At 67.8% G+C, this 15,955-nt stretch carries 14 protein-coding genes; all 14 read right to left on the reverse strand.

Features of this window, described 5'->3' with window-relative positions:
* Window positions 1–82 precede the first annotated feature (82 nt).
* Genes nuoN through SD37_RS38625 form a run of 14 tightly spaced genes read right to left on the reverse strand, consistent with a single transcriptional unit; the run spans window position 83 to window position 15,848 of the window.
* Complete coding sequence (gene nuoN, locus SD37_RS38560; RefSeq protein WP_037308360.1) at window positions 83–1,648, reverse strand: NADH-quinone oxidoreductase subunit NuoN; 1,566 nt, start codon at window positions 1,646–1,648, stop codon at window positions 83–85.
* Between the two features lie 3 nt (window positions 1,649–1,651).
* A complete protein-coding gene (locus tag SD37_RS38565; RefSeq protein WP_044851847.1) occupies window positions 1,652–3,202 on the reverse strand; it encodes an NADH-quinone oxidoreductase subunit M in 1,551 nt (516 codons plus the stop codon).
* Entirely contained in the window at window positions 3,199–5,097 is a 1,899-nt protein-coding gene (nuoL, locus tag SD37_RS38570) for an NADH-quinone oxidoreductase subunit L (RefSeq protein ID WP_044851846.1), read from the reverse strand. Before nuoL ends, SD37_RS38565 begins: the two co-directional genes overlap by 4 nt.
* Window positions 5,098–5,109: 12 nt before the next feature.
* Complete coding sequence (nuoK, locus tag SD37_RS38575; protein WP_005151882.1) at window positions 5,110–5,409, reverse strand: NADH-quinone oxidoreductase subunit NuoK; 300 nt, start codon at window positions 5,407–5,409, stop codon at window positions 5,110–5,112.
* Window positions 5,406–6,251, reverse strand: a complete 846-nt coding sequence (locus tag SD37_RS38580) for an NADH-quinone oxidoreductase subunit J (RefSeq protein WP_044851845.1) — start codon at window positions 6,249–6,251, stop codon at window positions 5,406–5,408. Before SD37_RS38580 ends, nuoK begins: the two co-directional genes overlap by 4 nt.
* A complete protein-coding gene (nuoI, locus tag SD37_RS38585; protein ID WP_037308376.1) occupies window positions 6,248–6,796 on the reverse strand; it encodes an NADH-quinone oxidoreductase subunit NuoI in 549 nt (182 codons plus the stop codon). The genes SD37_RS38580 and nuoI overlap by 4 nt, the downstream gene beginning before the upstream one ends.
* Entirely contained in the window at window positions 6,783–8,120 is a 1,338-nt protein-coding gene (nuoH, locus tag SD37_RS38590) for an NADH-quinone oxidoreductase subunit NuoH (protein WP_044851844.1), read from the reverse strand. The genes nuoI and nuoH overlap by 14 nt, the downstream gene beginning before the upstream one ends.
* Entirely contained in the window at window positions 8,117–10,603 is a 2,487-nt protein-coding gene (locus SD37_RS38595; protein WP_044851843.1) for an NADH-quinone oxidoreductase subunit G, read from the reverse strand. Before SD37_RS38595 ends, nuoH begins: the two co-directional genes overlap by 4 nt.
* The gene (gene nuoF, locus SD37_RS38600; protein ID WP_044851842.1) at window positions 10,600–11,880 is read right to left on the reverse strand and encodes an NADH-quinone oxidoreductase subunit NuoF; all 1,281 of its coding nucleotides are present in this window, start codon (window positions 11,878–11,880) and stop codon (window positions 10,600–10,602) included. The genes SD37_RS38595 and nuoF overlap by 4 nt, the downstream gene beginning before the upstream one ends.
* Entirely contained in the window at window positions 11,880–12,749 is an 870-nt protein-coding gene (nuoE, locus tag SD37_RS38605; protein ID WP_044851841.1) for an NADH-quinone oxidoreductase subunit NuoE, read from the reverse strand. Before nuoE ends, nuoF begins: the two co-directional genes overlap by 1 nt.
* Window positions 12,749–14,119, reverse strand: coding sequence for an NADH-quinone oxidoreductase subunit D (locus SD37_RS38610; protein ID WP_044851840.1), 1,371 nt, complete (start codon window positions 14,117–14,119; stop codon window positions 12,749–12,751). Before SD37_RS38610 ends, nuoE begins: the two co-directional genes overlap by 1 nt.
* Window positions 14,116–14,880, reverse strand: a complete 765-nt coding sequence (locus SD37_RS38615) for an NADH-quinone oxidoreductase subunit C (RefSeq protein WP_044851862.1) — start codon at window positions 14,878–14,880, stop codon at window positions 14,116–14,118. The genes SD37_RS38610 and SD37_RS38615 overlap by 4 nt, the downstream gene beginning before the upstream one ends.
* Before the next feature lie 5 nt (window positions 14,881–14,885).
* A complete protein-coding gene (locus tag SD37_RS38620) occupies window positions 14,886–15,434 on the reverse strand; it encodes a NuoB/complex I 20 kDa subunit family protein (protein WP_005151847.1) in 549 nt (182 codons plus the stop codon).
* A gap of 6 nt (window positions 15,435–15,440) precedes the next feature.
* Window positions 15,441–15,848 carry an NADH-quinone oxidoreductase subunit A gene (locus SD37_RS38625; RefSeq protein ID WP_037308493.1) on the reverse strand — a complete coding sequence of 136 codons (408 nt, stop codon included), beginning with the start codon at window positions 15,846–15,848 and terminating at the stop codon, window positions 15,441–15,443.
* Between the last annotated feature and the right edge of the window lie 107 nt (window positions 15,849–15,955).

A 15,955-nucleotide genomic window follows, 5' to 3' on the forward strand; every position in this document is an offset into this window, starting at 1 on the left:
GGCAATTCAGTACCCGATGCGCGTGAAGGCCCCCTTCCCTCGGTTCAGCCGAGGGAAGGGGGCCTTCACGCGCAAAGAAAAACTACTTCAGGGCGAAACCGCCGGAGCCCGCCCAGTCGAGGGCGAACGCCGGGATCAGGCCGAGCACCAGCGTGACGATGACGCCGAGCGTGATCGCCGTCGTGGTGAACGCGCCGGGCACAGTGACGGTCGGACCGTCGGGCGCCGGCTCGGAGAAGTACATCAGCACGATCACTCGCAGGTAGAAGAACGCGGCGACGGCACTGAAGACCAGGGCGACGACGACCAGCGGCGCCATCCCGTCGGACAGGGCGGCCGAGAACACCACGAACTTGCCGACGAACCCACTGGTCAGCGGGATACCGGCCAGCGCGAGCAGCAGGAAGGTGAAGACCCCCGCCAGCACCGGCGACCGCTTCGCGAGCCCAGCCCACGCGGACAGATGCGTCGCCTCGCCGTTCGAGTCCCGCACCAGCGAGACGACACCGAACGCGGCGAGCGTGGTGAAGCCGTAGGCCAGCAGGTAGAACAGCGTGCTCGACAGGCCTTCCTCGGTCATCGCGATCGCACCCACGAGCAGGAACCCGGCATGCGCGATGGACGAGTAGGCGATCATGCGCTTCACGTCGGTCTGGGTCAGGCCCAGCACCGCGCCGATCAGCATCGAGATGATCGCGACGCCCCAGAGCACGCCGCGCCATTCCCAGCTGGTCGACTCGAACGCCACCGAGAACACCCGCAGGATCCCGCCGAACGCGGCGACCTTGGTGCAGGCGCCCATGAACGCGGTGACCGGGGTCGGCGCGCCCTGGTAGACGTCCGGGGTCCACGTGTGGAACGGGCCGACCGAACCCTTGAACAGCAGGCCGACCGCGAGCAGCCCGAGCCCGGCGAACAGCAGCGTGTCCGACCGGTCCGAACCGGCGGCCGCGTTGGCGATGTCCGACAGCTTCACGGAGTTCGCGTAGCCGTAGAGCAGCGCGAGACCGTAGAGGAAGAACGCCGACGAGAACGCGCCGAGCAGGAAGTACTTGACCGCGGATTCCTGCGAGAGCAGGCGGCGCCGCCGCGCGAGCCCGCACATCAGATACAGCGGCAGGCTCAGCACTTCGAGCGCGATGAACATGGTCAGCAGGTCGTTGGCCGCGACGAACGACATCATGCCGCCGAGCGCGAACAGCGTCAGTGGGAAGACCTCGGTCTGCATACCGGTGGTGCCGACCTGCGCGCGGTCCTGGACCGTGCCGGGGCGGATACCGGCCTGGGCGACGAACGCACCGCCGGGTTCGACCGAGCGGTCCGCGATCAGCAGCAGCGCGCCCAGTGCCAGCGCCAGCAGCGTGCCCCACAGGAACAGCGAGGGCCGGTCGACGGCGATCGCACCGCTGAAGGTGGTCACGCCACCCTTCGGCGCGGACGAACTGACGTACCAGGCGAGGAAGACGCCGGCGGCCCCGATCCCCAGCAGGGACAGGAAGACCTGCGACGGCCACCGCATGTGCTTGGGCAGGAAGGCTTCGAACAGCACGCTGACGCACGCCGCCGCGAAGATGATCAGCACCGGGGTGACGGCGAAGTAATCGATCGACGGCACCTGCACCGGTGGCGCCTGAGTCAAGAAGAGCACGGTTTACTTGCCTCCCTGCACGGACGACATGGTCGCCTGCACCGACGGGGTGATCGTGTCGAGCACCGGCTTGGGATAGAACCCGAGCGCGATGATCAGCACGACCATCGGCGCCAGGATCGCGATCTCCTTGCCGCCGAGGTCCTTGATGGCCTTGGTCGCCCCGAGTTCCGGAGCCATCGCCGTGCCGGGGCCTCCACCGGCGCCGATCAGGGCGTCACCGCGGACGGGGCCCTGCATGACACGCTGGTAGAGCCAGAGCACGTACGCCGCGGCCAGCACCATGCCGACCGTCGCGATGATCGTGTACACCGGATAGTCCACAAAGGACCCCAGCAGCACCAGGAACTCACTGATGAAGGAGTTCGTGCCGGGCAGGGACAAAGTGGACAGACCGGCGATGAGCAGCATCCCGCCGAGCAGCGGGGTCACCTTCGCCATGCCGCCGTAGTCGGAGATCCTGGTGGATCCGCCGCGCATCACGATGAGGCCGACCACCACGATCAGCATGCCGGTGGCGAGGCTGTGGTTGAGCATGTACGACACCGAGCCGACCATCGCCTGCTCGTTGAAGGTGAAGATGCCCAGCGCGATGAAGCCGAAGTGAGCGATCGACACGTAGGCGATGAAGCGCTTCATGTCGCGCTGCCCCGCTGCGAGGATTGATCCGTAAAGGACACCCGCGACGGCGAGCACCAGTACCCATGGCGCGAGTTCCTTGCTGGCCTCCGGGAACATCGGGAGGCAGTAGCGCAGGAACCCGAACGTGCCGACCTTGTCCAGCACACCGACCAGCAGCACCGCGACGCCGATGGGCGCCTGGCCCGCGGCGTCCGGCAGCCAGGTGTGGAACGGCACCAAAGGGGCCTTGATCGCGAAGGCGAGGAAGAACCCGAGGAACAGCCAGATCTGGGTGCCCGTCGGGGCATCGCGGACGACGGTGACGAGCGTTTCCCAGTCGAAGGTGCCCTTGCCGAGTTTGTCCGACGCCAGCGAGTACGCCCCGATCGCCGAGGCCAGCATGATCAGGCCGCCGAGGAACGAGTACAGGAAGAACTTGACCGCCGCGTACTGCCGGTTCGCGCCGCCGTAGCCGCCGATCAGGAAGTACATCGGGATCAGCATGATCTCGAACAGCACGTAGAACAGGAAGACGTCGGTCGCGGCGAACACCGCGATGGTCAGCGCCTCCTGCACCAGGATCAGCGAGAGGAACCCGCCCGCCGAGCGCCCGGCCGGGAGCTTGTCGGTCAGGCCGAGCGCGCCGACCACGATCGGCACCAGCAGCCCGATGACCGCGATCATCACCAGCGCGATGCCGTCGATGCCGAACGAGATGTGGATGCCGAAGTTCGGGATCCAGTCCATCGAGGACTTCTGCTGGATCCGGTCCCCGGTCGGCGAGTAGCTCGCCCACATCGGGATCACCAGCAGGAACGTCAGGAGCGACACCACGAGCGCGGTGAGCGTCGCGAGCCTGTCGTTCTTCTTCATCCCCGCGACGACCGCGGCGCCAGCCAGCGGCAGCAGGATGGTTGCGAGTACCCAGGTCATGCGAACCTCACCAGCAGAAGTGCCGCCAGAAGCAGGAATGTGCCGCCCAGCATGGACAGTGCGTACGAGCGGACGAAGCCGGTCTGCAGGCGGCGCAGGCGCCCGGATCCGCCGCCGAGCGCGGCGGCGAGGCCGTTGACCGCGCCGTCGACGCCGCGGTTGTCCACGTAGACCAGAGCGCGGGCGAGCCAGGTGCCCGGACGGGCGACCAGCGTCTCGTTCAGGGTGTTGCCGTAGAGGTCGTTGCGCGCGGCCTTGACCACGGCGGAGACCCGCTCGGGCCGTTCCACCGGAACGTCCTTACGGCCGACGAAGAGCCACGCGGCCACCGCACCGAGAACGGAGAGCGCCACGGTGAGGATCGGGACCAGCGCGTGCGGGATGACGCTGTGGCCACCCTCTTCGAGCGGGCCGACCACCGGGGAGAGCCATTCGGCGAACCGGTCGCCGAGGGCGAAGAACGCACCGGCGCCGACCGAACCGACCGCCAGGATGATCATCGGCCACTTCATCACCGCGGGAGCCTCGTGCGGGTGGAAGTCGCGGCCGTCGCTGCTCTTGATCTCCTTCCAGCGTTCCTTGCCGAAGAAGGTCATCACCATCAGGCGCGTCATGTAGAACGCGGTGAGCCCGGCGCCGAGCAGTGCCGCGCCGCCCATCACCCAGCCACGCCAGCCGCCCTGGCTCAGCGCCGCTTCGATGATCGCGTCCTTGGTGAAGAAGCCCGAGAGCGGCGGGATGCCGATCAGCGCCAGGTAGCCGAGCGCGAAGGTCCAGAAGGTGACCGGCAGGTGCTTGCGCAGCCCGCCGTACTTCCGCATGTCGACCTCGTCGTTCATGGCGTGCATGACCGAACCGGCCCCGAGGAACAGCCCCGCCTTGAAGAAACCGTGCGCCACCAGGTGCATGATGCCGAGCGCGTAGGCGATCGGCCCGAGGCCGACGGCGAGCATCATGTACCCGATCTGGCTGACCGTGGAGTACGCCAGGACCTTCTTGATGTCGTCGTAGGCGCAACCGATGACGCACCCGATCAAGAGCGTGACCGTACCGACGAGGGTGACGATCAGGCGGCCGTCCGCGGTGGCGTTGAAGATCTCGTGCGCGCGGGCGACCAGGTAGACGCCGGCGGTGACCATCGTCGCCGCGTGGATCAGGGCCGAGACCGGGGTCGGGCCCTCCATCGCGTCGGGAAGCCAGGCCTGCAACGGGAACTGACCGGACTTACCGCAGGCGCCCAGCAGCAGCAGGATCGCGATCGCGGTGATCGCCCCGGCCGGGATCTTGTCGATCGCGCCGAAGACCTCGGCGTAGCCGGTGCTGCCGACGTACTTGAACATCAGGAAGATCGCCAGCGCGAGCCCGACGTCACCGACGCGGTTCATCAGGAACGCCTTCTTCGCCGCGGTGGCCGCGGACGGGCGGTCCTGGTACCAGCCGATGAGCAGGTACGACGCGAGACCGACCCCCTCCCAACCGAGGTACAGCGTCACGAAGCTGTTGCCCAGCACCAGGATCAGCATCGAGGCGACGAACAGGTTGAGGTACGCGAAGAACCTCGACCGGTCGCGGTCCTCGGCCATGTAGCCGATCGAGTAGAAGTGGATCAGCATGCCGACGCCGGTGATCAGCAGCACGAACGTCAGCGAAAGCGCGTCGATCCGGAGCCCGAAGTCGACCTGCAGCGCCGAAACGGGGATCCACGAGAACAGTTTGACGTCCGCGACGTTCTTCGTGTCGGCCGTGAAGAACAGGATCAGGCCGTACACAAAGGACAGTGAGACGGTCGCACTGCCGAGGAGGTGTCCCCACGGACGAGCGCGTTTACCGGCCAGCAGAAGAACAAGGGCGCCAAGGGCGGGAAAGGCCACCAGCAGCCACGATGATGCGGTCACTCTCGGTGCTCCCTAGTACTTCAGCAGGTTGGTGTCGTCGACCGAAGCCGAGCGCCGGGTGCGGAAGATCGCCATGATGATCGCGAGCCCCACCACGACCTCGGCGGCGGCGACGACCATCACGAAGAACGCCATCACCTGGCCGTCGAGCGACCCGTTGATCCGGGCGAACGTGACCAGGGACAGGTTCGCCGCGTTCAGCATCAGCTCGATGCACATGAACACGACGATCGCGTTGCGGCGTACCAGCACCCCGACCGCGCCGATGGCGAACAGCAGCGCGGACAGGAGCAGGTAGTACGTCGGGGTCATTCCTTCTCCCCTTCAGACTTGCCGACGAGAGCGTGGGCGTCGGGGACTTCGCCGGTACCCGCGACCTGCTTGCGCTCATCTTCCAGCCGCGAGGCCGACGTCGACTCGATGATCTCCGAGAGCGACTCCGGGGCGATCGAACCGTCCGGCAGCAGCGCCGGGGTGGCGACCGAGTTGGCGGTCGCGAAGACGCCGGGGCCGGGCAACGGCGAAGGCCGGTCGTGCTTGCCGGTGAACCGGTCGACGACGAGTTCCTTCTGGTTCTTCTTGCCGCCCTTGGCATGGCGGTCGGTGAACGCGAGCACCATCGCGCCGAGCGCGGCGGTGATCAGCAGCGCCGACGTCAGCTCGAACGGGAACAGGTACTTGGTGAAGATGAGCCGTCCCAGCCCGCCGGGGCCGCCGCCGTCGAGGTTCGCCGGGTCGAGCGGCATCGCCGGGGTGACGTTGGCCAGCGCGCGGGCCAGTCCCGCCGCGAGCAGCCCGCCGACGCCGATGCCGAGCAGCGTCGCCATGACCCGCTGTCCCCGCAGTACTTCGACGACCGAGTCCGAACTCTCCCGGCCGACCAGCATCAGCACGAACAGGAAGAGCATCATGATCGCGCCGGTGTAGACGATGATCTGCGTGAAGCCGAGGAACGGCGCCTGCTGGATCATGTACAGCGCGCCGAGGCACAGCATCGTCAGCACCAGCCACAGCGCCGAGTGCACGGCGTTGCGGGAGAAGATCATGCCGAGGCCGCCGAGCAGCGCGAGCGGTCCGAGCACCCAGAAGGCGATGGTCTCGCCCGTGGTGATCCCGGCCGAAACGTCCGTCTGCGCGAGGAAAGCCGTGATCACTTGACGGCCTCCGCTTCGGTGGCGCCGGTGGGCTGCTTGCGCGCGAGTTCGGGGCCGTTGACGTAGTAGTCCTGCTCGTTGTCGCCCAGCCGCATCGGGTGCGGCGGCTGCTCCATACCGGGCAGCAGCGGCGCGAGGAGGTCTTCCTTGGTGTAGATCAACCGCTGCCGGTCGTCGTCGGCCAGCTCGTAGAAGTTGATCATCGTCAGGGACCGGGTCGGGCAGGCCTCGACGCACAACCCGCAGCCGATGCAGCGCAGGTAGTTGATCTGGTAGTCGGCGCCGTACCGCTCACCGGGCGAGTAACGCGCCTCTTCGGTGTTGTCGCCGCCTTCGACGAAGATCGCGTCCGCCGGGCAGGCCCACGCGCACAGCTCGCAGCCGACGCATTTCTCCAGCCCGTCCGGATGCCGGTTGAGCTGATGCCTGCCGTGGTAGCGCGGAGCCGCGGGGGCGCCCGCCTCCGGGTACTCCTCGGTGGCGACCTTCTTGAACATCATCCCGAAGGTGACACCGAAACCCTTGATGGGATCAAACATCCCCATCGCCGGCCTCCCTTCCACTGGAAACCGCCGCGGGCTTGCGTTTGGCAGCCCGGGCTTCGGCCTTCGCGAGGGCCTTCTGACGCGGGGTCTTGTCCGGAACCTGCAGGTCGAGCGGCGGCACCGGGAACCCGCCGCCGGTCACCGGGACGTAGTCGTCGTCCGGGACCTTCTTGTCCGGCAGCAGCAGGCTCAGGATGACGACGACGAGGATGAGCGCGCCGCCGCCGATGAGGATCTGCGGGGTGGACAGCCCGCCCGAGTTCTTGATCGCGCGGACCGTGACGATCACGACGATCCAGACCAGGTTGACCGGCACCAGGACCTTCCAGCCCAGCCGCATGAACTGGTCGTACCGCAGCCGCGGCAGTGTGCCGCGCAGCCAGATGAAGCCGAACAGCAGGATGAACAGCTTCGCGGCGAACCAGATCAGCGGGAGCCAGCCCTGGTTGAGGGCGTGGTCGGCGCCGACGAACGGGAACTTCCAGCCACCGAGGAACAACGTGGTCGCGAACGCCGAGACGATCACCATGTTGACGTACTCGGCGAGGAAGAACATCGCGAACTTCATCGAGCTGTACTCGGTGTGGAAACCGCCGACCAGCTCGGATTCGGCCTCGGGGAGGTCGAACGGCGCGCGGTTGGTCTCGCCGACCATGGAGATCAGGTAGATCACGAAACTCGGCAGCAGCAGGTAGAAGTACCAGCCACTCTGCTGCGACTCGACGATCGCCGACGTCGACATCGAACCCGCGTAGAGGATGACGCCCACAATGGACAGACCCATCGCGATCTCGTAGGAGATCACCTGGGCCGCGCTTCGCAGGCCACCGAGCAGCGGGTACGGGGAACCGGAGGACCAGCCCGCCAGCACCAGGCCGTACACGCCGATCGAGGAGCAGGCCAGGATCACCAGCACGCCGACCGGCAGGTCGACCAGCTGGAGCACGGTCCGCTCGCCGAAGATCGAGACCACCGGACCGAACGGGATCGCGGCGAGCGCGATCAGCGCCGGCACCGCGGAGATCACCGGCGCGAGGAAGTACACCTTGCGGTCGGCGGTGTCCGGGATGATCTGTTCCTTGAACGGCAGCTTGATCGCGTCCGCGAGGGACTGCAGGTAGCCGCCGGGCCCGACCCGGTTGGGGCCGGGGCGGTTCTGCATCCGGCCGACCGCCTTGCGCTCCCAGACGATCAGGAAGATCGTCAGGATCGGGCCGATCAGCAGGATGACGACCGTCTTGAGCAGGATCAGCCACAACGGGTCGTCCGCCAGCAGCGCCGCCCGCTCGGCGGCGTCCGGCATCTGGCTGAGCAACGGAGTCACTTCTCACCTCCGGTGAGGGTGACGGCCGAACCGTGTCCCGCGCCAAGAGAGGCGCGGACGGCCGAGCCGTCGGAGTTGCCCGGGAGCCACACGACGCCGTCCGGCAGGTCCGCGATCTCGACCGGCAGCGTGATGGAACCGCGTTCGGTGGAGACCTTGACGGTCTTGCCCAGGCCTTCGGCGGTCTTCGCCGAGAGCTTGGCGACGACCTCGCGTTGCGTGCCCTTGAGGTGCGGCTCGTCGTCCTGCAGCGAACCGTTGTCGATCAGCTGCCGCCAGGTGGCCAGGAGGACCTTGCCGTTTTCGGGGGCGGGCGATGTTATGAACGGGACTTTCATCTCAGAATTTGCAATGAAAGTCCCGTTCATAACACTCGGGAGCTTCGCCAGGTCGGCAGCGGCGGCGGCCGGGGTCTGGGTGAACAGGTCCGCGTCCATCTCGACGGCGAGGGTGTCGAGCACCCGGCAGTCCGGCAGCGCGCCGGTGCCTTCGAGGGTGACGGCGAACTCGCGGCGGCGGCCTTCCCAGTTCAGGTAGCTGCCCGCCTTCTCGACCGCCGGGGCGATCGGGAGGACGACGTTCGCGTGCTCGGTGACCGCGCTGTGCCGCAGTTCCAGGCTCACCACGAACGCCGCGTTGCGCAGCGCGCTCAGGGCGAGTTCCGGGTCGGGCAGGTCGTACGGATCGACCCCGCCGACGACCAGACCGACCAGGTCACCGCGGTCCAGCGATTCGAGGATGCCGGTGGTGTCCAGGCCGGGCTCGGCGGGAAGCGTGACGCCCCAAGCCTTTTCGATCTCGGCGCGAGCCGCGGCGTCGGTGACCGGGCGGCCGCCGGGCAGCAGCGTCGGCGCCGCGCCCGCCGCCAGGGCACCGCGCTCACCCGCGCGACGCGGGATCCACGCGAGCCGGGCGCCGGTGCGCTCCACCAGCCGGTGCAGGGCCGAGAACAGGCCCGGGACCTCGGCGGCACGCTCGCCGACCAGGATCACCGAGCCTTCGGCGATGAGCGCCTGGTCGAGGTCCTGCGCGTGCTGCGCGATGCCGTCGATCGCGGCGGCTTCGGCGCCCGGCGCGCAGGCCAGCAGTTCACCGAAGGTCTTGCGGACCGACGAGGTGGTCCACTGTCCCAAGTGGACGACGCGCGTGCGGTTCTTGCGGGCCGCCTTGCGCAGCCGCAGGAACACGATCGGCGCTTCGTCCTCCGGCTCGAACGCGACGCACAGCACCGTGCGCGCCCGCTCGATCTCGCCGAAGGTGACGCCGCTTTCCGGCGTCGTCCCGACCACGTGTGTCGCGAGGAAGTCCAGTTCCTCGGCCGAGTGCGGGCGGGCGCGGAAGTCGATGTCGTTGGTGCCCAAGGCGATCCGCGCGAACTTCGAGTACGCGTAAGCGTCCTCGACGGTCAAGCGGCCACCGGGCAGGACACCGACACCGCCCTTGTCCTTGCTTTCGGCCAGCCCCGCCGCGGCGATCCGCAGCGCGTCGGTCCACGACGCCTCTTCGAGTTCGTCGGTGTCCGGGTTGCGGACCAGCGGACGGCGGATGCGGTCGTCAGCCGTGGCATACCGGAAGGCGAAGCGGCCCTTGTCGCAGATCCACTCTTCGTTGACCTCGGGGTCGTCGCCCGCGAGCTTCCGCATGACCTTGCCGCGGCGGAAGTCGGTCCGCTCGGCGCAGCCGGACGAGCAGTGCTCGCACACACTCGGCGCGGACACCAGGTCGAACGGCCGCGAACGGAACCGGTACGCGGCCGACGTCAGCGCGCCGACCGGGCAGATCTGGATGACGTTGCCGGAGAAGTACGACTGGAACGGCTGACCCGAAGTGGTCCGGGAGGCCAGGTCCAGGACGTCCGCGGTCTCCGCCGTGCCGATCTGCTGGTGGGCGCCGCGTTCGAGCAGCTCGATGAACGGGTCGCCGGCGATCTCGCGGGAGAACCGGGTGCAGCGCTGGCAGAGCACGCAGCGCTCGCGGTCCAGCAGCACCTGCGAGGAGATCGGCAGCGGCTTCGGGAACGTCCGCTTCGTGTCGACGAAGCGGGAGTCCGCGCGGCCGTGCGCGAGCGCCTGGTTCTGCAGCGGGCATTCGCCGCCCTTGTCGCAGATCGGGCAGTCCAGCGGGTGGTTGATGAGCAGCAGCTCCATCACACCCTGCTGGGCCTTGTCCGCGACGGCCGAGGTCAGCTGGGTCTTCACGACCATGCCGTCGGCGACCGTCATGGTGCACGAGGCCTGCGGCTTCGGCATCGGACGGCCGCCCATTTCGACCTCGACCAGGCACTGGCGGCAGGCGCCCGCCGGGTCGAGCAGCGGGTGGTCGCAGAAGCGCGGGATGACCGTGCCGAGCCGTTCGGCGGTGCGGATCAGCAGCTCGCCCTTGGGCGCGATGACCGTTTCACCGTCGATGACCAGCTTGACGTGGCCCTCGGGGACCGGGGTCTCTTCGACCTCGGTCCCGGGCTTGTCGGGTGCGATCGTCATGCCTGCGCCCCCACCAATTCGCGCTTGTTTGCTTGACACAAAGCCAGGAATTCGTCCCGGAAGTACTTGATGCCGCTCTGGATCGGCGAGACGGCGCCGTCGCCGAGGGCGCAGAACGAGCGGCCGAGGATGTTGTCGCAGACGTCGAGCAGGGTGTCGATGTCCTCCTCGGTGCCCTTGCCCTCGACCATGCGCTCCAGGATCTGCGCCAGCCAGTAGGTGCCCTCACGGCACGGCGTGCACTTGCCGCAGGACTCGTGCTCGTAGAACTGCGTCCACTTCATCACGGCCCACGGCACGGAAACGGTCTCGTTGAAGACCTGCACGGCCGTCGTGCCCAGCATCGACCCGGCTTCCGCCGCGCCCTCGAAGTCCAGCGGAACATCGAGGTGCTCCGCGGTGAACATCGGCGTGGACGAACCACCCGGCGTCCAGAACTTCAGCGGGATGCCGTCCTTCATGCCGCCCGCCATGTCCAGCAGCTCGCGCAGCGTGGTGCCGAGCGGGCATTCGTACTGGCCGGGCTTCTCGACGTGGCCGGAGATCGAGTAGATCTTCGGGCCGGGCGACTTCTCGCGGCCCATCTGGCGGAACCAGTCCGAACCGCCGTTGACGATGTACGGCGCGCTGGCGATGGTCTCGACGTTGTTCACGGTGGTCGGCGCGGCGTAGAGACCCGCGGCGGCCGGGAACGGCGGCTTGAGCCGCGGCTGGCCGCGACGGCCTTCCAGCGAGTCCAGCAGCGCCGTCTCCTCGCCGCAGATGTACGCCCCGGCGCCCGCGTGCACGGTGATGTCGAGGTCGAATCCTGAGTCGAGGATGTTCTTGCCGAGGTAGCCCGCTTCGTACGCCTCGCGCACGGCCGCGTTGAGACGGCGGATGCAGTGCAGCGCCTCGCCGCGGACGTAGATGAAGCAGTGGTGCGAACGCATCGCGTACGAGGCGATGATGCAGCCCTCGATCAGCGAGTGCGGGTCCGCCATCATCAGCGGGATGTCCTTGCAGGTACCCGGCTCGCCCTCGTCGGCGTTGATGACGAGGTAGTGCGGCTTGTCCTCGTTCGGCGGCATGAAGGACCACTTGATGCCGGCCGGGAAGCCCGCGCCGCCCCGGCCGCGCAGACCGGAGTCCTTGACCAGCTGGACGATCTGCTCGGGAGTGGCCTTGAGCGCCTTGCGGATCGCGGTGTAGCCCTCAAGGGCTTCGTAGGACTGGATCGTCCAGGAGTTGGGCGAAAGCCAGCGCTTCGTGAGGACCGGGGTGATCGGGTCAGCCATTACTTCTTCTCCACTTCCGGGAGCGGAACGTCCTTCATGGCGGGAGCGGTCCAGCCGCGATCCTGCGCGACCTGCGCGCCACGCAGGGTTTCGACGGCCTGCGAAGGGCCGTCGACGTCCGTGCGGTACTGCTGCGCGTCCTCCGGGAAGAACCCGGCGAGCTGCAGTTCGGCGCCCTTGAAGTTCGTCAGCGGCGCGCCGCGCGTCGGCGCGGGCTTCTTGCCCGCCTGCAACGCGTCGACCAGCGCGACGGCCTTGTCCTCGGTCTGGTTGTCGAAGTACTCGTAGTTGACCTGGATGACCGGGGCGAGGTCACAGGCCGCGAGACATTCGGCGTGCTCCAGCGTGATCGAGCCGGGCTCGTTCGGCGTGCCCGCGGTCTCGTTGTGCCCCAACGGCTTTTCCTCGGAACCGAGGTGCGTCTGGAGCCTCTTGTAGATCGCGTCGCCGCCCATGGCCGCGCAGAGGGTGTTGGTGCACACACTGACCAAGTGCTCGCCGCACGGACGGCGCTTGTACATGGTGTAGAACGTCGCGACCGCGCTGACCTCGGCGTCGGACAGGTCGAGCTGCGAAGCGCAGAAGGCGATGCCCTCCTGGCTCACGTACCCCTGCACCGACTGCACCAGGTGCAGCATCGGCAGCAGCGCCGACCTCGACTGCGGGTACCGCGAGATCAGGTTCTGTGCCTTGGCGTAGGTCTCGGCGTCGAAGATGTCTTCGAGCTTCGTGTTCTCCAGGATCCCTTCCGCCTCGGCGGGATCCGGCGCGATCGCGATCACGTCGACGTCACCGCCGGCGGCGATGTGGGTCTGCTCGGCCAGGCTGGTGCCGGGCTCGGGCGTCGGTGTCGTTCCGGGCTGGGTCATCAGCGGTCCACTCCCCCCATGACGGGGTCGATCGAGGCGATGGCGGCGATGACGTCCGCCACCAGGCCGCCTTCGGCCATCGCGGGCATCGACTGCAGGTTCACGAAACTCGGTTCGCGCACGTGGACCCGCAGCGGCCTGGTGCCGCCGTCGGACACGAGATGCGCGCCGAGTTCGCCACGCGGCGATTCCACCGTCGTGTACACCTGGCCCGGCGGGACCTTGAAGCCCTCGGTGACCAGCTTGAAGTGGTGGATCAGCGATTCCATCGACTGGCCCATGATCTTGCGGACGTGTTCGAGCGAGTTGCCCATGCCGTCGCTGCCGATCGAGAGCTGCGCCGGCCAGGCGACCTTCTTGTCCTCGACCATGACCGGGCCCGGCTCGAGCTTCTTCAGGCACTGCTTGATGATCCGCAGGCTCTGGTGCATCTCCTCGACGCGGATCAGGTAGCGCGCCCAGCAGTCCGCGTCGGTCGAGGTCGGGATGTCGAACTCGAACTCGTCGTAGCGGGAGTACGGCTCGGTCTTGCGCAGGTCCCACGGGAGACCGGCGCTGCGCAGCACCGGGCCGGTGACGCCGAGCGCGAGGCAGGCGTCCACCGGCAGGTAGCCGACGCCCTTGAGCCGGTTGCGCCAGATCGGCTGACCGGTGAAGAGCTTGTCGTACAAGGGAAGCCGCTCGTCCATCGTCTTGACGAACGCGCTGACCACCTCTTGGTAGTCGTCCGGCATGTCCTGTGCGAGCCCGCCGGGCCGGATGAACGCGTGGTTCATGCGGAGGCCGGTGAGGTGCTCCAGCAGGTGAAGGACCTCTTCGCGCTCACGGAAACCGAGCGTCATCGCCGTGGTGGCACCGAGTTCCATCCCGCCGGTGGCGATGTAGACCAGGTGCGAACCGATGCGGTTGATCTCCAGCAGCATCACGCGCAGCAGTTCGGCGCGGCGCGGGGCCTGGATGCCGAGCAGCTTCTCGACGCCGAGGCAGTACGCGAGTTCGGTGGAGAGCGGCGCGAGGTAGTCCATGCGCGTCACGAAGGTGACGCCCTGGGTCCACGTGCGGTACTCGCAGTTCTTCTCGATCCCGGTGTGCAGGTAGCCGATGACCGAGCGGAGCTGGGTGACGGTCTCGCCCTCCATCTCCAGCACGAGCCGGAGCACGCCGTGCGTCGACGGGTGCTGCGGGCCCATGTTGATGACCATGCGCTCGTCGTGACGGGAGTCCTCGATGAGGTCTTCCCAGTCACCGCCGGAGACGGTGTAGACGCGGCCTTCGGTGGTCTCGCGGGAGTCGGCTTCGGGGACGCTGTCGCTGCCTTCAGGCGAAGTGTCCGTGCCGGTGGTGACGTCGGCGAGGTTTTCGGTGCTCACGAGTAAGACCTCCGCTGGTCCGGCGGCGGGATCTCCGCGCCCTTGTATTCGACGGGGATCCCGCCGAGCGGGTAGTCCTTGCGCTGGGGGTGGCCGTCCCAGTCGTCCGGCATGAGGATGCGGGTCAGTGCCGGGTGGCCGTCGTAGACGATGCCGAACATGTCGTAGGCCTCCCGCTCCTGCCAGTCGGCGGTCGGGTAGACCCCGACCAGCGACGGCACGTGCGGGTCCTCGATGTCGAGGGTGACCTCGAGCCGGATGCGGCGGCGGTAGGTCATCGACGTGAAGTGGTAGACCGAGTGCAGCCGCTGCGGGACGTCGACGCCGTAGTCCACGCCGGAGACGGAGCTGAGCAGTTCGAAGCGCAGACCGGTGTCGTCACGGAGGACCTTGGCGATCTCGACGAGGTACTCGCGGGCGACGTAGAAGGTGATCTCGCCGCGGTCGACCGTGGTCTGCAGGACCGCGCTCGCCGGAACCTTGTTGTCCGCCAAGGCCGCGTAGAACTCGTCGGCGAATTCGTCGAACCAGCCGCCGTACGGGCGCTCGGCCGGGGGCGGGCTGTACGCGGGGAGGCGGACGCCGCCGTAGCCGGAGGTGTCGCCGGTGCCGTGCACGCCGAACATGCCCTGGCGCTCTTTACCGGTGACGACCGGTTCGGCCGGGCGGGCGCCCTGCGGTTCGAGGCCGCCTTCGGGCCGTTCGGCGCTGGACTGCTCGCCGCCGGTTTCCGGGGTTTCGGGGGAGTTTTCTTCGGGCACGTCGCTCACTTCTTCGCGTACTTGATCGAGGAGGCGATCAGCTCGGTGCGCTCACCACTGGCGGCGCGGATCGCGGCCCGGCGGGCGTTGATCGGCTCGTCCTGGATCTTGGCGTGCAGCTTCAGGATCGCGTCGAGCAGCATCTCGGGGCGCGGCGGGCAGCCGGGGAGGTACATGTCGACCGGGACGATGTGGTCGACGCCCTGCACCACGGCGTAGTTGTTGAACATCCCGCCGGACGAGGCGCAGACACCCATCGCCAGCACCCACTTGGGTTCGGCCATCTGGTCGTAGATCTGGCGCAGCACCGGCGCCATCTTCTGCGTGACGCGGCCGGCGACGATCATCAGATCGGCCTGACGCGGCGTCGCGCTGAAGCGCTCCATGCCGAACCGGGCGATGTCGTAGCGGGAACCGCCGACGGTCATCATCTCGATCGCGCAGCAGGCGAGACCGAAGGTGGCGGGCCACATCGAGTTCTTGCGCGCCCAGTTGACCAGGCCTTCGAGGCTGGCGAGCAGGATGCCGTTGGGGAGTTTTTCTTCGAGGCCCATGCTTCTCTAGTTCCAATCCAGGCCGCCGCGACGCCATACGTAGGCGTACGCGAAACCGACCGTCGCGATGAACAGCACGATCTCCACCAGGCCGAACATGCCCAGCGCGTCCGCGGAGACCGCGAACGGGTAGAGGAAGACCATCTCGATGTCGAACAGGATGAACAGCATCGCGGTGATGTAGTACGCGACCGGCATCCGGCCGCCGCCGACGACCGGCTGCGGCGACGGTTCGATACCGCATTCGTAGGCCGCGAGCTTCGCCTTGTTGGCCCGGCTCGGACCGACGAGCGGGCCGAGCAGCACCGAGAGCACCGCGAAGCCGAGAGCGAGGACGAACAGGAGCACCAGGGGGAGGTACATGTCGAGATTGGGGACCGTCGGGGTACCGGCCTGGGCCAGCACGGGCAACATCAGCACGGGGTTTTCGCCATCCTTTCCGCGCCGCTGCGGTTTTCGAGTCGGGGTTCACCGCTTCCCTCGTCGGCACCCTAAGGGACCTGGGTCACACCGCCGAGGGT

Origin of the sequence: Amycolatopsis orientalis, from assembly GCF_000943515.2 — a bacterium.
GTDB classification, from domain to species: domain Bacteria; phylum Actinomycetota; class Actinomycetes; order Mycobacteriales; family Pseudonocardiaceae; genus Amycolatopsis; species Amycolatopsis orientalis.